The sequence below is a fragment of the Candidatus Neomarinimicrobiota bacterium genome (assembly GCA_018651745.1).
Lineage (GTDB): Bacteria > Fidelibacterota > Marinisomatia > Marinisomatales > TCS55 > JAAZYX01.
The window spans coordinates 1-17,965 of record JABIDL010000039.1 but is presented as its reverse complement, the minus strand read 5'-3'; the positions used below and the strand labels follow the sequence as shown (position 1 = coordinate 17,965).

The 17,965-nt window shown below is 39.5% G+C and carries 14 protein-coding genes; 8 read left to right on the top strand and 6 right to left on the bottom strand.

Annotated elements, in window-relative coordinates; translation table 11 throughout:
• From HOD97_07475 to HOD97_07445, 7 genes are all read left to right on the top strand, one after another.
• Positions 1 to 1,029, top strand: a 1,029-nt coding sequence (locus tag HOD97_07475) for an amidophosphoribosyltransferase (protein MBT4281434.1), incomplete at its 5' end; no start/stop codon positions are given.
• A gap of 115 nt (positions 1,030 to 1,144) precedes the next feature.
• Positions 1,145 to 1,336 (top strand): hypothetical protein, encoded by a 192-nt coding sequence (locus HOD97_07470; GenBank protein MBT4281433.1) that lies wholly within the window; start codon positions 1,145 to 1,147, stop codon positions 1,334 to 1,336.
• Positions 1,337 to 1,461: 125 nt separating this feature from the next.
• Positions 1,462 to 1,713, top strand: a complete 252-nt coding sequence (locus HOD97_07465) for a hypothetical protein (GenBank protein ID MBT4281432.1) — start codon at positions 1,462 to 1,464, stop codon at positions 1,711 to 1,713.
• Positions 1,714 to 1,761: 48 nt separating this feature from the next.
• On the top strand, positions 1,762 to 3,075 hold the full coding sequence (gene purD, locus HOD97_07460) for a phosphoribosylamine--glycine ligase (protein ID MBT4281431.1): 1,314 nt from the start codon (positions 1,762 to 1,764) through the stop codon (positions 3,073 to 3,075).
• Positions 3,072 to 3,668, top strand: coding sequence for a phosphoribosylglycinamide formyltransferase (purN, locus tag HOD97_07455; GenBank protein ID MBT4281430.1), 597 nt, complete (start codon positions 3,072 to 3,074; stop codon positions 3,666 to 3,668). Before purD ends, purN begins: the two co-directional genes overlap by 4 nt.
• 71 nt (positions 3,669 to 3,739) lie before the next feature.
• On the top strand, positions 3,740 to 5,260 hold the full coding sequence (gene purH / locus HOD97_07450; protein MBT4281429.1) for a bifunctional phosphoribosylaminoimidazolecarboxamide formyltransferase/IMP cyclohydrolase: 1,521 nt from the start codon (positions 3,740 to 3,742) through the stop codon (positions 5,258 to 5,260).
• A 10-nt stretch (positions 5,261 to 5,270) separates the two neighbouring features.
• Entirely contained in the window at positions 5,271 to 5,441 is a 171-nt protein-coding gene (locus HOD97_07445) for a hypothetical protein (GenBank protein MBT4281428.1), read from the top strand.
• A gap of 13 nt (positions 5,442 to 5,454) precedes the next feature.
• Here the strand turns inward: HOD97_07445 and HOD97_07440 are convergent, their stop codons facing one another.
• Genes HOD97_07440 through HOD97_07430 form a run of 3 tightly spaced genes read right to left on the bottom strand, consistent with a single transcriptional unit; the run spans position 5,455 to position 12,292 of the window.
• Positions 5,455 to 9,096, bottom strand: coding sequence for a 5-oxoprolinase (locus tag HOD97_07440; GenBank protein MBT4281427.1), 3,642 nt, complete (start codon positions 9,094 to 9,096; stop codon positions 5,455 to 5,457).
• Between the two features lie 33 nt (positions 9,097 to 9,129).
• Positions 9,130 to 9,885: a glycerophosphodiester phosphodiesterase gene (locus tag HOD97_07435; protein MBT4281426.1), complete on the bottom strand. Its 756-nt coding sequence runs from the start codon at positions 9,883 to 9,885 to the stop codon at positions 9,130 to 9,132.
• A 4-nt stretch (positions 9,886 to 9,889) separates the two neighbouring features.
• Positions 9,890 to 12,292, bottom strand: coding sequence for a penicillin acylase family protein (locus tag HOD97_07430; protein MBT4281425.1), 2,403 nt, complete (start codon positions 12,290 to 12,292; stop codon positions 9,890 to 9,892).
• Between the two features lie 194 nt (positions 12,293 to 12,486).
• Between HOD97_07430 and HOD97_07425 the strand changes: the two genes are divergently transcribed.
• Positions 12,487 to 13,683 (top strand): hypothetical protein, encoded by a 1,197-nt coding sequence (locus tag HOD97_07425; protein ID MBT4281424.1) that lies wholly within the window; start codon positions 12,487 to 12,489, stop codon positions 13,681 to 13,683.
• 44 nt (positions 13,684 to 13,727) lie between these two features.
• On the opposite strand, the gene HOD97_07420 is transcribed toward HOD97_07425, so the two are convergent.
• The 3 genes from HOD97_07420 to HOD97_07410 all read right to left on the bottom strand — a co-directional run bounded on the left by HOD97_07420 (position 13,728) and on the right by HOD97_07410 (position 17,835).
• Positions 13,728 to 14,192, bottom strand: coding sequence for a dihydrofolate reductase (locus HOD97_07420; GenBank protein ID MBT4281423.1), 465 nt, complete (start codon positions 14,190 to 14,192; stop codon positions 13,728 to 13,730).
• 59 nt (positions 14,193 to 14,251) lie between these two features.
• Positions 14,252 to 17,023 (bottom strand): insulinase family protein, encoded by a 2,772-nt coding sequence (locus HOD97_07415; protein MBT4281422.1) that lies wholly within the window; start codon positions 17,021 to 17,023, stop codon positions 14,252 to 14,254.
• Positions 17,024 to 17,154: 131 nt separating this feature from the next.
• The gene (locus tag HOD97_07410) at positions 17,155 to 17,835 is read right to left on the bottom strand and encodes an IS1595 family transposase (GenBank protein MBT4281421.1); all 681 of its coding nucleotides are present in this window, start codon (positions 17,833 to 17,835) and stop codon (positions 17,155 to 17,157) included.
• Positions 17,836 to 17,965 lie beyond the last annotated feature (130 nt).

Genomic DNA, 17,965 nt, shown 5'->3' with positions numbered 1-17,965 from the left:
TTTTTCTATCTTTTGTGTAATGCTGTTACTAAAATTTTTAAACGAGTGAAAGGGGCTTATTCTGTCGTCAGTATTGTTATTGGAAAGGGGCTCGTTGTTTTTCGCGATCCACAGGGAATTCGTCCATTAGTAAAAGGTGAACGGTCCAATGGAAATGGCGGTAAGGATTATATTTTTGCTTCTGAAAATACCATGTTTTATTCAATGGGGTTTGAACCAAAAGGAACTGTGCTCCCGGGTGAACTGATTTATGTGGATGAAAGTGGAAAAGTTTTTAGTAAGCGTTTGGTTAAAAAATCTTTTAATCCATGCATTTTTGAATATGTGTATTTTGCCCGCCCCGACGCCACTTTAAACGATGTAAGTGTCTATCGATCTCGATTGCGGATGGGACAAAATTTAGCCGAAGCATGGAAGAAAAAACATCCTGATATCGTTCCAGATATTGTCATCCCTGCCCCCAGCACAGCAAACACAGCTGCCCTTTCTTTCGCCCACGAATTGGGCGTGCGATATTCAGAAGGACTATATAAAAACACATTCATCGGGCGCACCTTTATTATGCCAGGACAAGCAGAGCGGAAAAAGTCCGTGAAATATAAATTGGTGCCACAAGAGACTGAAATCCGCGATAAAAAAGTAATGATTATGGATGATAGTATTGTCCGGGGAAATACGAGCCGTGAAATTGTGCGAATGCTAAAAGATTTTGGCGCAAAGGAGGTCTATTTTGCTGTGGCCTGTCCGCCGGTAAAATCGCCATGTTTTTATGGGGTTGATATGCCAACAAAAGGGGAACTCATCGCCGGTAATATGAATGAAGATGAAATCCAAGATTATCTTAAAGTTGATGCGTTGCTGTATCAAAAAATTGATGATTTGGTGGAGGCGGTGACTCGGAAAGGCGACCACCATATAGATACGCCTTGTATGGCTTGTCTGGATGGAAACTATGTGGCGAATGATATTGATGAAGCTAAAATTGCAGAAATGGAAAATATGCGCATGAATGATCGGAATGGGAAATGAAATATGAAGAAAGTGTTTGAGTTGGAAAAGTGTTAAAGTGTTCACGAGCATTGACTTTGCGAAAGTTGGTTTTACTTCCGCAAAGTTTGAAACTTTACTAAAGCGCTTAAACAAAATGAATAAGAAGAAGAACAAATCAATCGGGCTCGGGCTTGCTCTTGGCGCTTCTTTTGGTGTAACCATCGGTGCGGTTATTGGCGCCGTTACTGGAAATGTCCCTTTTTGGGTCGCCATTGGCGTTGCGATCGGACCCGCTATCGGAATGACAATTGCCATGGCTTTCAATCATGGGAAACAAGGTAAATAATAATGACCTATAAAATTTACATCATATTAATTATGGTTTTGGTGGTGGGTGCTTTTGCCCTTATCCAAATACGTAAACAGCGGAAAATTCAAAAAATACTTACCGGGCATCCAAAAGGATATTGGATGGAGCAAGGTCTTGGGGTTGGTGTAGCAATAGGCGTGGGAATTGGTGTGGCGTTGAACAATGTTGCAATGGGAATTGCGATCGGTGTCGCAATCGGTGTTGCCATTGGCTCGGGAAATGAAAAAAAACATAAAGATGAAATTCGTCCTATTACCGATGAAGAAAAAAAGCTAAAAAAACAGTCTGCTTTATTCCTAATTGGAATGATCTTGCTTGGAGTTATTGTCTTTTTAATTAGATTTTGTTTTTAAATCTCGGTGTGCTCTGTGGCTCTTCATGAACTCTGTGTCCCCCTTTAAATGAAAAATATATTTTTAGTCATCGGTTCTGGCGCAAGGGAACATGCCATCGTTCGAGCTTTAGATCGTTCACCCCAAGAAAAAGAAATTTACTGTCTTGCCTCCAATATGAATCCAGGCATTGCCGAACTTTGTGATGAAATTTTAATTGGCAACTTCAACGATCCTGAATTTGTAGTCAATTATGCTAAGGAAATTGGAACAACCTTGGCTATCATTGGCCCAGAAAATCCATTGGCGAATGGTGTAGCAGATGAACTTTGGAGTGCAGGCGTAAAAGTGGTTGGACCCAAAAAAGATCTGGCTCAATTAGAAACATCCAAAGCGTTTACCCGAGATTTATTAAAAGAATATAATATCCCAGGTGGACCGAAATATCAAACCTTCAATTCCATGAATGGTGTAGCTGAATTCCTGAATGTGTTGGGTGAAAATTATGTGGTAAAGTATGACGGTCTCGCTGGTGGAAAAGGCGTAAAAGTTTCGGGAGATCATTTACATTCCCACGATGAAGCAATTGCGTATTGTCAAGAACTGGTGAATAGTAGTGGTGAATTTGTCATTGAAGAAAAGTTCATTGGTGAAGAATTTTCTCTCATGAGTTTTTGCGATGGCGACACTTTAAAACACATGCCTGCCGTCCAAGATCATAAGCGCGCATACGAAGGAGATACGGGACCCAATACCGGCGGTATGGGGACTTATTCTGATGCAAATCATTCGCTTCCTTTTTTGTCGGATGATGATATTTCCCAAGCGCATGAAATTAATATTCAAACCGCTAAGGCGGTAAAAGATAATTTTGGGGTCGGATACAAAGGCATCCTTTATGGCGGATTTATGGCAACGACGAATGGAGTAAAACTCATTGAATACAACGCCCGATTCGGCGATCCGGAAGCCATGAATGTGTTGCCGCTTTTGGAATCTGATTTTATTGAATTGTGTCACAGAATCGCCGATGGCACTTTGGATCAAATGGATGTAAAATTTGCCAACAAAGCGACTGTTTGCAAATATGCCGTGCCTGAAGGATATCCGGATAATCCTGTAAAAGGCGAACCTATTGATGTTTCCAAAATCGAAAATCCAGACGAATTGTTTTATGCGTCCGTTGATTTTAAAGGCGCAAATCTTGTAGAAATTGGAAGCAGAACAGTTGCTGTTGTGGGAATAGCAGATACCATTTCTGAAGCAGAAAAAATTGCGGAAAAAGAAGTGTCTTCCCTTTCGGGTCCACTATTTCATCGGACAGATATTGGGACAGATGATGTGATTCGAAAACGGGTTGACCATATGAATGCTTTACGATGATAAAACTCGGCGTTATTGGCTCAACCAACGGCACAGACTTACAAGCCATATTGGATGCCATTGCGTCCGGTGAATTGGATTCGGACGTTTCTGTGGTTCTATCTAATCGCAAAAATGCCTATATATTAGAGAGAGCTGAAAATCATAGCGTGCCGGCTGTGTTCATTTCTCATAAGGATAAATCGCGAGAAACTTTTGATGCTGAAATGACGGCTATATTGAAAAGCCATAATGTTGAACTGGTTTTGCTCATTGGATTTATGCGAATTTTGTCTACTGAATTTTGCCAAGAATGGCGGGATAAGTTGTTAAATGTTCATCCGTCTCTTTTGCCTAAATATGCCGGCGGAATGGATACCAACGTCCATGAAGAAGTATTAAAAAACGGTGAAACAGAAACGGGGTGCACGATCCATTTTGTTACGGATGACGTGGACGGTGGACCTATTTTAGTTCAGAAAAAATGTAATGTAGATTCTGACGATACTATTGAAACATTAAAAACAAAAGTACAAGAATTAGAAGGACAAGCCTTTATTGAAGCTATAAAAATGATTAGCCACAAAGACACTAATACACAAAGTATAAAATGAAATCTTTGTGCCTTTGAGCCTTCGTGGCAGGAAACAACATGATAAAAAAACCACTATTAAATCAAAACCCAATCAAAATTAACCGAGCGCTTATTTCTGTCTTTGACAAAACGGGCGTGGTGGAGTTCGCTCAAACTTTACACAACCACGGCGTAGAAATCTTGTCAACCGGCGGAACTGCAAAAGTTTTACGTGATGCCAATATTCCCGTTACCGATGTAAGTGATTATACAAAATTTCCGGAAATCATGGATGGCCGTGTAAAAACCATTAATCCGCTTGTTGAGGGAGGAATTCTCGGGCTACGGGACAAACATGCTGATGATGCTACCGCCAATCAAGTCAAATGGATCGACCTTGTGGTCTGTAATCTATATCCTTTTTCAGAAACAATTTCCCGTGATGATTGTGACTTGGCGTTAGCATTAGAAAATGTAGATATCGGTGGCCCCACTATGATTCGTTCTGCTGCCAAAAATGTGGGCTGGGTTTGCGTTACAGTGGATCCTTCCAATTACTCCACTATAATCGATGAATTGCAATCCGGAGAAATTTCTTTTAAAACTCGGAAGCAACTTTCGTCCAAAGCGTTTGGCCACACAGCAAAGTACGACACCATTATCCACAATTATTTGAAGAGTGACGATTTGTCTGATAATCTTTCGCTCACCTTTGAAAAACATTCTGAAATGCGCTATGGTGAGAATCCCCATCAGTCCGCTGCATCCTATAAAATCCCCGGAAACAATGAGCCCAATATTTTGAATGCCACGATTCATCAAGGGAAAAAATTATCCTATAATAATATCATGGATGCGGATGGCGCCTTGGCTTGCATTCGAGAATTTGACAAACCAGCCTGCGTTGTAGTAAAACACTCAAATCCCTGCGGGGTGGCTATTGGGGATAATTTACTCGATGTTTATAATCGTGCTTTTAATGCGGATTCGCTATCAGCGTTTGGTGGCATTATTGCGCTCAACCGAACTTGCACGAATGACGTGGCGATCGAAATCAAAAAAGTATTTGTAGAAATTGTATTGGCGCCGGATTTTGATCCGGAAGCACTAGAAATATTCAAAAAGAAAAAGAATCTACGCGTGTTGGAAATCGGAAAAATTGGGAAACGAACCCAAAAATTAGAAGTGCGAAATATTGATGGTGGATTATTAGTCCAAGATACAGACATTAATACCTTAACACGCGAACACTACAAAACTGTTACTAAAGCGCAACCTTCCGAACAAGACATTGAAACAGCCTTATTCACATGGAAGGTACTCCGCCATGCTAAATCAAATAGCATTTTGATCGCCAAAGACAATACGACAGTCGGGCTTGGTGCCGGACAGGTGAGCCGCGTGGATGCAGTTCACATGGCCTTGCGAAAGGGATGCAAAAATGTGAAGGGCGGCGTCTTAGCTTCCGATGCGTATTTTCCGTTTCGAGACAGTATAGATGCCATCAAAAATTCTGGGATTAAAGTGGTGGTACAGCCCGGCGGTTCAATTCGAGACCAGGAAGTGATAGACGCCTGTGATGAATATGGCATAGCTATGATTTTCACCAGCACACGGTGTTTTAAACATTAAGGGATTAAGTATGAAAAAATTTATTTGGCTTTATCTATCATCGTTCGGCATTACGTTTGCCATATTATCTTGGACACAAGAAAGCGGATTTTTACCAGAGGGCCCGGGATGGATGAAGGGTGTAATGGCTTGTATAATTGGTGGAATTTTATATTATTTTTTACCGAGAAAAATGGAATAATTACAAAAATAATTTAAGTTCTTTTTCCATACCCACCACCACCGGGGGTCTTTATTACAATTTTTTCACCGGGGTTAATTGTTTGCTCTTCCGTTCCGTCCATTTTTATTTCTTGTCCATCCTCTTGAATTAAAATATTTTTCCCTATTTTCCCGGGATTACCATACTTCATACCGTACGGTGGAAATACGCGCCTTTCAGTTAAAAGAGATACTTTCATTGTTTTAAGAAAACGTATTGCTCTTTCCACTCCATCACCTCCAATCCATTTCCCATCGCCACCAGAGTTTTTCCGAATTGCAAATTTTTCAATTCTTATATCCGGGAACCGTTGTTCTAATACCTCCGGATCGGTAATGCGCGTGTTTGTCATGTGCACCTGAACGGCAGATGCGCCATGGTGGCCGTTTGTAGCTCCCGATCCGCCAGCGATAGTCTCATAATATTGTTTTCCACTTCCATCCGGTAAACCAAATGTAAAATTATTCATTGTACCCTGTGAAGCTGCAGTTAGCTCAAGCGCGCCATACAAAACATCGACAATTCTTTGGGATGTTTCCACATTCCCACCAGCTACCGCAGCCGTTGAGGATGGATTCAAAAGGCTATCTTTCGGTATTATGATATCTACTGGTCGAAAACAGCCAGAATTGAGCGGGATGTTTTTCATAATAAGCGTGCGCAACACATAAAGAACAGCGGATTTAACAACCGAAGATGGCGTGTTTAAGTTTTCCTTAATTTCAGAACTGGTACCCGAAAAATCTATTTTTATTCTGCACCTATTATCAGATCTACTTATTATTATTTCTACACATATTTTCTGACCACCGTCTAATGTATCAATGAATTTTTTATTATATATTTTTTTGTTACCAAGGAAAATGTTAAGAGCCTCTTCCATCGCCTCTGTTGCGTTGTCCTGTATGTGCTGCATATAGGCCGTAACGACATTTAAAGACATTTCATCTACTAATTGTTCTAAAATCTGTATTCCTTTTGCATTAGCGGCACATTGGGCGCGAAGATCAGAAACTCGCTCCGGAATATTTCGTGCTGGGTATAATCCACTTGACAACAGTGTAGAAATCTCTTCTTGAAAAAACGCTCCGTCTCTTACCAATAAAAATTTATCAATCACCACACCTTCTTCCTCTAGAGTAGTTGCGGTGGACGACATGGACCCCGGAGTGATTCCTCCAATGTCCGAATGGTGACCGCGGGTTGCCACAAAAAACACAAGTTTGTTATTAATTATGACTGGAGACACGGCAGTAATGTCTGGCAAATGAGATCCTCCATTGTGCGGATTATTAATTAAAAAAACGTCACCTTTTTTTAAGGTGTTTTTATTTTGTGATAAAACCGTTTTTACTGAATCTCCCATGGATCCAATATGAACCGGGATGTGCTGCGCGTTAGCTACCAATTCTCCTCTAGCATCAAAAATTGCACATGAAAAATCAAGACGCTCCTTTATATTAATCGAGTGGGCTGAATTGGCTAAAGTATAGCCCATTTGCTCCGCTATACTCATAAAGCGGTGGTTAAATATTTCGAGAAGAATGGGATCTCTTTTTTCGCTAGTTTTGGATTTTATAATATTTGCAGCAAGTATTTCTAAGTGCCCAGCCTGATTGAACGAGCCTGTAAAACCGGGCTCTACAATAACTGTAGTAAAATCATCAACAATAACCGCCGGTCCTGAAATAATAAAATTTGGGTTCAAAGTTTTTCTATAAAAGACCGGTGTTTTTATCCAACTTCCCGAAAAAAATACTTTTTTGAACTTATCAGGTTTGGGCTTTGATTTAGTTTTTTTAAAAGAGCCAGAAAATATATTTTCATAAAATCGTCCCAACCCTATTTTGGACACCTCTGTTCTTATATTAACAACTTCGATTTCACTGTTTTCCGGATAAAACCCAAATCGTTTTTTATATGATTTAATAAATTGTTCACGGATTGGATAAATCTTGTTCACATCGGTTACTTTTATTGTAAGATAAGTGTCGCTGCCAAGAGGGCGCATATCGAGATAACGATCAATCCTAATTGAATCAAATTGATTTTGAAATTGAGATTTATATATTTCGGATTCCAATTGATTAAATTTATCATCAAGATGAGAAAGAAGGTTTTCTGTAAGAACTTCCATAATTGCCATTGCTTTTCTATTTGTTTTATCTGCTATAGCAATTCCATATGCAGATAAAATTCCGGCTAGGGGATGAATAATAATTTTATTTATTTTTAAAGATTTGGCAATAGAGCAGACGTGTTGAGCGGCGGCAGATCCAAAACAAATTAAAGTGTGTTTTCGAATATCATATCCTTTTGCAATCGAAATTTTCCTAATAACCCTACACATCGCTTCATTTGCAACAGCAATATATCCTTCGGCTAATATTTCAGGCGTATAACATTCATTTGTTTTTTTGTTGATGGTTTTAGTTAAGGACTTAAAGGACCGATAGGCAACTTCAATATTCAAACCTTTTATTCCCGACGACCCAAAATTTATAGGCATATTTTCAGGAAAAAGCCGACCAAGAATTAAATTGGCGTCAGTAATGGTAAGCGGCCCTCCGTTTCCGTAACAAGCTGGTCCCGGATAAGACCCCGCGGATTGAGGTCCGACAGTAGTTTTTTGTCCGTCAAAACCAAGAATTGACCCACCACCCGCTGCAACAGTTTCAACATCTAACTGATCCGTCTGATATTTAATTCCTGCGAGTTCTGTTTCAGAAATGTGTTCTAACTCTCCATCATATCGGCAAACATCTGTGGATGTGCCACCCATATCAAAACCAATCGTTTCTCGAATTCCTAATTGGTCACTTATCGCCGCTACTGCGACCGCCCCTCCGGCGGGCCCGGAAAGAATGGAATCTTTAGCTCGAATTATTTTTGAATCCACCAAACCACCCGAACTTGTCATAAAATGTATGTTTGGTTTCCCAATTTGGGTTTTTAGGGTTTTTATGTAAGATAAAAGCAATGAAGACAAGTACCCATCTACTAACGCGGTCTGACCGCGAGTAACCATCTTAATCAATGGCAAAACTTCGTGGGAACATATAACATCAGAAAACCCGTTGTCTTTGATAATTTTGGCTGCTTGTTTTTCATGGGATGGGTTTTTCCATGAATGCATAAATAAGGTTACAACCGTCAAAATCCCCTGAGTTTTTAATTCTTCAATTGCTTTTTCGATATCGGAAATGTCCAGCGGGGTCTCAACTTTTCCTTCAAAATTGATACGCTCGCGAATTTCTAGTGACCGCTGATATAGTGGTTTAGGTTTTTCAATCCATAAACTAAATATATCTGGGCGCGTTTGGTCTCCAATTGTAATGAGATCTTTAAACCCCGAAGTTATTAACAATCCAATCTTTGATCCCTTACGTTCTAAAAGTGCGTTTGTACAAATGGTTGTTCCAACTCTGATTTCTGAAATCAATTTTTCCGAATAATTTTGACTATTTTTTTTAAGAACGCGGCGGATTCCTTCTAATACAGAATCTTCATATAGAGCCGATTCTGATAAGATTTTTTCCTGGTGAAATTGCCCATTTGGATCAATTCCAAGAATATCGGTAAAGGTGCCTCCACGATCTGCAGCAAAAGTCCATTTGTTATTATTAGAACTCATATAAAAAAGAGGAAGAAAAAAATTGGAGGTGATTTATATCTTGCAAAATTTGGGTCGGTCGGTGATTATACCATCAACACCAATTTCATCTAGCCAACTAATCCCCGGCTTGCTATTTACAGTCCAAACATTTAGTCCCATGTTTCTTTCTTTGGTATATCGTATTAAATCTTTACTTACCAATCCATAGTCCGGGTGAAGGAAGTCCGGGTGTATCCAATCTATTAGCCAAATCCATTTCTTTTCCCAAACAATAAAGGCAGTATAAATGCTTCTATTTAATATGTGGGTCATTAGAAGAACAATAGGATTAAATGAGGAAAGTATCGTTCTGTCTGATATTTTATATTTATTGATTAGGCGTACGGCTTCTTTGACGGTTTTCAAATCCCACAAATTTCTTGTTTTAATTTCTATGTTTACAATTACATGTTTCGGAACGATTGTAAAAACATCCTCTAATTTTGCAATAAGCCTTGTTTGAGATTTTATATTTTCAAATGTCGTTTTATCAATATATCCCTCGGCAGAAGTTTTTCGCTCAAGGTCAAAATTATGTGAACACACAACCACCCCATCCTGCGTACTAACAACGTCTAATTCAATGGCGGTCAATCCTGCGTTAACGGCGGATAAAAAAGATGGGATGGTGTTTTCCGGTTCGCTGTTCGGCGCTCCTCGGTGGGCAATGTAAAGGGGGCTTGACTTATAAAAAATATTTACGTTTTTGGGGCTCCATGTGTTGTGATAAAAATAAAGTACTAAAAATATAATAAAACCTACAAACATGGTATTATTCTAGGGGTTGAAAAACCATCTTTTGAAAATCGTTGGCGGTTCTAATATAATTTTCTTCAAAATATGTTGTTCTAAATTTTCCATTAACAAACATTTCTGCTTGATCTTTGTAATGGGGGCTTGATGGAATTCCGGACTGGCCCGTTGGTAAAATAAATTGCGTGTTGTTTAAATTTCCAAAATCAACAATGCGCCGCATCGAAGGGGCAACAATGGTCGTGTATCCCGATAAGTGTTTATACTGTCCCTTATTTACTGTTCCCGACGAACCTCCAGATAAAAAGGGACCCACGTTAAATCCAAATAGTTTATCAAGAATGGCTATTTTGCCCAGGGGGTGTGTATAGGTAATCTTATGCACTTTTGACCAAACCCATCTGCCTGGAACTGTACTAATATTTCTTTCTATTTCGCTTACAGCTTCGCGCATTGAAATATATAATATCTCTTCCATAGTTTCAATTCTTGTTGTTCGAACGTTGTCAAACCAACTCGAAGATCCAGACCTAAGAAGTGCCAAAAGACTTCTGATTGGCACCATCGGCATTTCTAGAAAATCCTCTAATATGCCATCTTCAATTTCATTTAATTCGTCACCATAAATATTTTTCAGCAAATGGCTGAATGCCACGTGAAAAACCAATGCAGCTTGTGAATTTGGCGATTCAATAAAATCCCAGTCAGCTAATAAATCATAGGCAAACTTAAGATTTCCCGTTTCTGTTCCTGATCTACTTTGTAAAAAATATCTGGTTATTTCGCGAGATTGGGGTGAAAGTTGATCAATCAGCATTTTCTTCACATCTTCTATGGTAATATTTTTTGTTTCCGTCACCATTTCCGTAAAGCGAATTGCTCGGCTCGGAGGAGCAAACTGATTTGATATATAATATGGATATGAGTCGTCTATCGTTTTATTGTTAGCTGTTACTATAAATCCGGCGTCCGGGTTTAACAAGTATGGCATTTCATCAAATGGGACAAACCCTGTCCAATCATATTCGCCCGATTCTCCGGGTCTGGGAATAAGGCTGTTTCCTTCTTTTCTAATAGGGATTTTGACCGCAGGTCTCCAGCCTATGTTTCCATTAATATCCGCATATACAATATTTTGTCCGGGTATCGATATTTGTTTTACAACTTTTGAATAATCTTCCCAGTTTTTTATATATGACATTTCTAAAAGGGCTTTTATTTCATTTGATTCTCTATTCCCGACCCACGCCATAGACACTGCCGTATTTGATCCTTCAATTAAATCGTGAATATCGCTAATAATCGGTCCGTGAACGGTTTTACGAATGATAATTCTTTTTTCGCCGCCCGATTTAAGGGGTATGGTTTCTTCGACCTCTTCAATTGTTTTCCATTCGCCCTTATGTTTATATAGTGTTTTGTTTTCTGGGTGAAGGGTTTCTACAAAAAAATCCATATCGTCCGCCATTACGTTGGTGAATCCCCATGCACAAAACTCATTTTGCCCAATTACAGGAAGAGGTAAGCCCGGCAAACAAATACCGCTAACATTTATATCGCCACCTTTTAAATGCATTTCGTACCACCAGGCGGGTTGGGACGTTCCGAGATGAGGGTCGTTTGTTAAAATAGGTTTTCCTGATTTTGTAAGAGGTCTTCCGACTACCATATTATTAGAGCCCATAACAGAGCCATCCGAGTGCATAATGGATCGGATTTGGTTTTCAGAATTTTTCATGGATTGAAAAAGAGAGGAAAGAGATGTTTTTATCGGTACTATTTTTATATCATCGGCATCCAAAGGAAAAAGTTCTCTGACTTTTTCTACACCAAGCTTTTCTACAAGCAATCCCATCACAATTTCTATTCTCCACGATTGTTGCAGCTCTCGAGCCATTAGTCTAACCGATGCAACCACGTCTGATGGCTTCCATTTTACTGGCTTCGATTTTAAAATTTTAAATTCAATTGGAAGTTGGTCTTCTGACTCATCTATCCATTTATTAATTCCTGCACAATATGCTCGAAGAAATGATAATGTTTTTTTATCGGTGTTTGCTGTGATGCGCCTTGCAACTGATGGAATGCCAAACGTTCTGAGATAAATATCGCTTGAAACCAGGTCGTCTCCCAAAAAGGATGCTAGTTCACCTCTTCCCGCTGAGGCTCGGAGTGATAATTGAAATAGCCGTTCCCTTGCAGTTAAATATCCCGACATAAACATGAGATCTTGTTCGTTTTCTGCAAAAACATGCGGAACGCCGTACCTATCAGTGAAAACCTCTACTTTGCTTTCGAGCTCTGGAATGTTGGATGATCCTGAATATGAAATGACCGGCTGATTAAAATATAGTTTTAACCAAAGCATGCCAAAAAGCCCCAGTAACAAAAATGCGGTGATTATGATTTCTTTTTTATTCATGATGCTTTGGAATATATCAACTTATCAGTCGTTTTGTCTAATCACAATGATATAGATTTTTATCGTGATTGTTTTATTATGAAAACGCGTGCTTCTCAAAACTTCGTTGGGGTTTTCTTTATTATTAATGCATTCACTAAGGTTGGTTTATTTTTTAACTGACTGTAAAATCCAGCCACAAATTTCTTAAATAAATGTTATTAACCTTTGCCGCCATTTTAGTTTTAGGGACAACCGCACTCCTTATCTGGGACCTCAGTGACCAGAGGATTATTAATAGTAAATATCAATCTTTTTATAGTCCCTTTATGTCGGAGACAATCGTTCGACATACATTTAGTGCAAAAGTTGGGGGCGTGTGGAGGGCGCTTACATCGCTTTCTAATTACAATTTATGGTTCCCCGGTATCAGACAAATTCTTCCAATTGTTGATGCCGAACGATATGCGCATAAATTTTCCTTCGACCGGTTTGATTTTTCTCCCGGCTCTTTTGTTCTTGTTCGCACAAATGCAATTTCGCCATTATATCGAGGAAGAATTATGGCTGTTGAGCTAAACAAAGAATTGACTTTTTCTTTACGATTTAATCCACTGTCTAAAGAATTGGTAACTTTTACTCTTGAAACAGCTTCTGACGGAAATACTATTGTTACCTGTAAAAGAACAAGTAAGGGTCTATTTTCGTTTTTTACGCTTTTTGGTTTTAGTGGCGCCAAATCTCATATTCTTTCAAATTTGGGATTTTTTATTAGGGAGGATAACGTTGGCGAAAGCCCCGAGGTTTTGATTGATAAAACTTCAACAATGACCCCCGAACAAGAATTGTCTATGATTGCTTTTGCTGTTCAAGCTGGGCTTTCCGGCAATATGGACCCCATCGCCGTTATTGGATCAAAGGCAACGCGGGGAAAAGCAAAATCATTATTGGTGCGGGCAAAGCGAGGAGGGTCGATCCAGAAACATTTAGAAAAAGCATTAAAAGATGGACCGCCTCCAGAATCGGACTCTGCCGACGCTTCTGATGCTTCTGCACTACCGCTATTTTCTAACGATGATGATTGTATTGCTTATGTTGTTAACGAGGCAATCGGGGGAAATATGGACCCTATCAATTCTATCAAAGATAAAGCACTTCGGGGAAAGGCTAAATCAGCCATGGTTCGAGCGAAGCGATCGGGAAATCTTCCGCCAATGCCTAAAAATATACCCGAAGTTTCGCCTGTTAACACGGCGGCTGTGGGGAATGAAGAATCTGAGGATGATTTCATACAAAGGTTGGTGGACGAAGGGCTTGGTGGAAACATGGATTCCATAAACGCCGTTGACGATCGTACGCTTCGGGCTAAAGTAAAATCAGCTTTGGTTAAAGCTAGGCGGGCACAAAAATAAATTATATTTCCTAAAATTAGCTGAAAATATAACCCCTTTTAGTTTCAGCGTGTGTGATGAATATCACGTCGTACTTTATATTGATACTGGTAAACACCTTTTGCTGGATCTATTTCTACTAAGGTTTGAAAATTTAATTCTAAGTTTCCATCTAATTCGAAAAACAGGGGGATTCCTTTTCCAAAAATGAGTGGATGTGGGGTTAAATATAAATGAGTTAAGTAAGGAGCGAATACTGAATATGTTTTTCCGCCACCTATAATAAAACATTTTTTTGAATCTAGTTTGGATAATATCTCTTTTGGATCGTCCTGCCGATGAAACACAATCAGCTGTCTTTCATCTAGATCCGTTGCAAGGGTCTTTTTAGTGTTTGATCCCATTATAACAGGAAACCCGGTGGTTTGTTTTCGGAATAGGTGTAAATCCAGCGACCACGTGATAATCTCATCATGAGATTTTGCAATCATTCCGTTCGCAGTTACGGCCGCAATAAGAATTATATCCATCTTAAAAAAGAAAGGGCGCTGTATGCGCCCCCCAGTTATAATATAAACGAAATTGGGTATTAATCCTCAAGCGGATTTCCATCTATATCAATGGTCCCCGCTCCAACTGTAATGAGTTTGTCAACATTAATGTAGGTTTTAATTGCGTTGTTTACATCCTTTAATAACAGTCCGTTAATAATTTTCGGATATGCATCTAAAAACGACAATTCTCTTCCTCGCTCGGCATTGGCAAGAATTTGGCGCGCTAACCCCGATGTTGTTGCAAAACCAACTTTATAAGATCCGGTTATTGTTGTTTTTTTGTTTTCAAGTTCCTCAGCAGTAACCCCTCCAGAAACCCATGCTTTTATTTGTTTTAGTGCGGATTCTCTCCCCTTGTTTAATAGGTTTGGGGCAAATGTGCCAGACACATACCAAAATCCATCATTCCCAAATGCAACGCCACTTACTCTTGAACCAATTCCATAGGTTAAGCCCTCTTCGTCTCTAACTGTTTGCATTAGTCGAGCAGAAAAATTCCCTCCAAGAATATAATTCCCAAGCACAAGCGGGTAGTAATCCGGGTGATTTCTGTCAATCCCAATTGGAATTCCAACAACCACGTCTGCGCTTGTTTTATCCTTAATTTTTAAAAACTCTGTGCTTCCTTTTTTTGCTTTTGCATTTAGGCCGGACGGCTCTTGTTTAAGTGTTGAGTTCTTCCACCCTTTGAAAGCTTTTTGGATGCTAGCGTTCAATTTTTTGGTGTCTAAGTCTCCCACGGCTGAGATTATCATATCACCCAACCCGTAACTGTTTTTATGAAAACTGGATAAGTCTTTGGCGGTTGTTTTTTCGATAAACTTTATTTGAGCGTCTGTATCCAAACTATAATTCGGATGTCCTTTTGGATATAGCGTTCGTCTAAATTGACCCATGGCTTGGCGACGGGTGTTTTCTTTTTCACGCTTTAAGCTTCCAACATATCGGAGCTTTACGTTTGTCAAATCTTCTTTATTAAATGCGGGTTCTTTGAGCTGTTCCGCAACAAGATTTATAACCATTTGGATGTCTTTTTTAAGACATTGGGCAGAAAAGTTGACCCGGTACATCCCGCTCGAAAAACCCACCGAAGCTCCGACAGATTCCAGCATTTCACTTATTTCGAGTTTGTTGTGCGACTTGGTTCCCTCGTCTAACATCGCTGCGGTTAGGTCTGCTATCACAGGATTTGTGTTTGGGCTAAATTCGTCGCCTCCCAAAATGCTTCCACGAATGGTAACAACATCTTTTACCGTGGTTGGCATCGTATAAAGCGTGATTCCTTTTACGGGATAAGATGTAACAATCTGGCTTGAAAGCGACGTGGTGCTTACTGCGCCTTCACTTGTCGAGCTAGACAATTGGTTCACACCGGGGATTTTCTTGCTTTCGGGTCGCCAATTTAATGGCTGGTGAACACCCGACGCACCGGGGTTATTCTCTCCATCAGATCCGGATTTTGGAATAAAATATCCAGTTGTGCTCTGATCCTCTAAGAGATATTTTTGAGCCACTACTTTTACATCAGATGTTTTTACTGCGTTTATATTATCAGCATATGTTGTATAAAAAGTCCAATCTCCGGCGGCAATAGCCTCGTTAAGCGCGCTTGCTATTGAATAAGAACCATCGCGACTAAAGGCCATCTCAGACTTTATCTGTGCCTTTGCTCTTTTTAGTTCATTTTCGGTAATACCATCAGATTGCAAAGATGCATACTCATTTAGAATTATATTTTCTATTTCTGAGTGGTCTGCGCCAGGTGTCATAAAAACGTACGTAATAAATAATCCATTATCTTTAAATGGGAAATCCCACATAAAGAGCCCGGTTGCTAATCCTTTGTCCACAATTTTTCTATACAACCTACTGGATTTCCCATCGCCTAATACTTTTGATATTATCTGAAGGGCATATGTGTCTTTGTGAATTCCTTTTGGCGATTTATGTGCAATGCCCACGATGCCCGTTTGCCCAGATCTTTTTACAAGCAGTCTGCGTGCGCCTTGTTGTTCGGGTTCCTCTGTATACATTTCGGGAATGTCGTGAGCGCTTGATTTGTGTTTACCAAAATGTTTCTTAACCATGCCCAACGCCTCTTTTTTGTCAAAATCTCCAATAATTGTTACGGTGGCGTTGTTGGGCCAGTAATAGGTGTTATAAAAATCTTTCAGCCTATCCGTTGAAACGTTTTCTATATCTGTTTTCCAACCAATCGTGGAATGGTGGTAGGGGTGTGCCTGATATGCTGTCGCCCAAATATTTTTATCTAAGACGTCCCACGGATCGTTTTCTCCGCGTTCGAATTCATTTCTAACAACTGTCATTTCTGGCTGTCTGTCTTCGTCTCTTAAAAACGCATTGCGCATTCTATCCGCTTCAATTTGTACTGCTCTTTCAAGGTGTTCGCTTGGAAGCAATTCAAAGTAGTTTGTTCTATCCAGCCAGGTTGTGGCATTTATTTGCGCGCCCACATTTTGAAGCATGGTCCAAATTGGTTTTCCATTATCTTTGTTAAACCGTCGCGATCCTTTGAACATAAGGTGTTCTAATAGGTGCGTAGACCCCGTGTGCCCAACCGCTTCATTTCTTGATCCAACATGGTACGTCACCATAAAGGTGACAACCGGTGCTGAGTGGTCTTCCATAAGCAAGACCTTTAATCCGTTTTTCTTTAATAAATACTCGTCGATACCTCCTGACGATTTTATATAATCATATCCTGAAACTTGTGTTTTTGCCATTGTGATTCCTATCATCGCTAAAAAGGTTAATATAATGCGTGTTTTTTGTCTGACTTGTTCCATAAGTATCCTTGTTTTTTAACTATTTTGGGGACGGAAAGTACTCTTATCTGGCGTGTTCTTCCAGCTTTTTCAGCGTGGTTAGTTTTGGTAAAAACTGACCAGTTACTTCCATATATTTTTTAGGGTCATGACTAGTTTAGCGGGTTATTTCGAAAGTTTTCGAGTAATATTTGGTAGATATTTTCATGCCTAAAATTGAACCTAAACTCACTTTCTTTCAAATGAAAATAGAACGCATTTTTATGAATTCCACGATGTTTAGAAAGCCTGGTTTTAGCATATCCCCAAAAGCTTTCAATCCCATTAATATGGGCTCGACCTCTTGCAAATTCATTCTTTCCATGATGGACTCTAAAATGCTTTTTGTACCCCAAATCGACCAATCCATTGTAAGCTCTCCAGCCATCTGAATGTATAATTGTTTTCATATCTACTCGTCCCCGTATGATATCCTGAAGCGTCTTCCGACAAGCATCTGGAACAATTTCTGTATAAACTTTACCTTTACGTTTCAAAATTCCAAACACAATTGTTTTACCGCTAGCACCACGTCCACGCTTTCCTTTAACTCGCTTTGCGCCAAAGTAACTTTCATCTATTTCCACCTCGCCACCAAGTGGCGATTCAATTTTACAAAGCTCTGCGATTCTAGTTCGAATAATCTTAAGATAGCGATTAACGGTATTGCGGTTAAGATGGGAAAGTTCACTGATTTGAATGGCGTCAAGATCCAAAGAAAACAGTTTAACCAACTGCCTAAATTTCTTCTCAGAAATATGGGAACGACTAACATACTTGTTTCTCATTGTCATATAAGAACTTACAGCCTTTTACTTTACGCATTCTAGTCATGACCCATTTTTTATATTCATTCCCAAATTTTGTAATCATGAGCTCTTCTTCTTTTTCAACCAGCAATGACCAACAAACCGAAATGGGGAT

Bases quoted from the DNA above. Each gene is read 5' to 3' on its own strand.
- HOD97_07430 (MBT4281425.1), bottom strand. From the start codon at position 12,292: ATGAATAAAAAAGAAATCATAATCACCGCATTTTTGTTACTGGGGCTT.
- HOD97_07470 (MBT4281433.1), top strand. From the start codon at position 1,145: ATGAATAAGAAGAAGAACAAATCAATCGGGCTCGGGCTTGCTCTTGGC.
- HOD97_07420 (MBT4281423.1), bottom strand. From the start codon at position 14,192: ATGGATATAATTCTTATTGCGGCCGTAACTGCGAACGGAATGATTGCA.
- HOD97_07425 (MBT4281424.1), top strand. From the start codon at position 12,487: ATGTTATTAACCTTTGCCGCCATTTTAGTTTTAGGGACAACCGCACTC.
- HOD97_07435 (MBT4281426.1), bottom strand. From the start codon at position 9,885: ATGTTTGTAGGTTTTATTATATTTTTAGTACTTTATTTTTATCACAAC.
- HOD97_07445 (MBT4281428.1), top strand. From the start codon at position 5,271: ATGAAAAAATTTATTTGGCTTTATCTATCATCGTTCGGCATTACGTTT.
- purN (MBT4281430.1), top strand. From the start codon at position 3,072: ATGATAAAACTCGGCGTTATTGGCTCAACCAACGGCACAGACTTACAA.
- purD (MBT4281431.1), top strand. From the start codon at position 1,762: ATGAAAAATATATTTTTAGTCATCGGTTCTGGCGCAAGGGAACATGCC.
- HOD97_07415 (MBT4281422.1), bottom strand. From the start codon at position 17,023: ATGGAACAAGTCAGACAAAAAACACGCATTATATTAACCTTTTTAGCG.
- HOD97_07410 (MBT4281421.1), bottom strand. From the start codon at position 17,835: ATGACAATGAGAAACAAGTATGTTAGTCGTTCCCATATTTCTGAGAAG.
- HOD97_07465 (MBT4281432.1), top strand. From the start codon at position 1,462: ATGGAGCAAGGTCTTGGGGTTGGTGTAGCAATAGGCGTGGGAATTGGT.
- HOD97_07440 (MBT4281427.1), bottom strand. From the start codon at position 9,096: ATGAGTTCTAATAATAACAAATGGACTTTTGCTGCAGATCGTGGAGGC.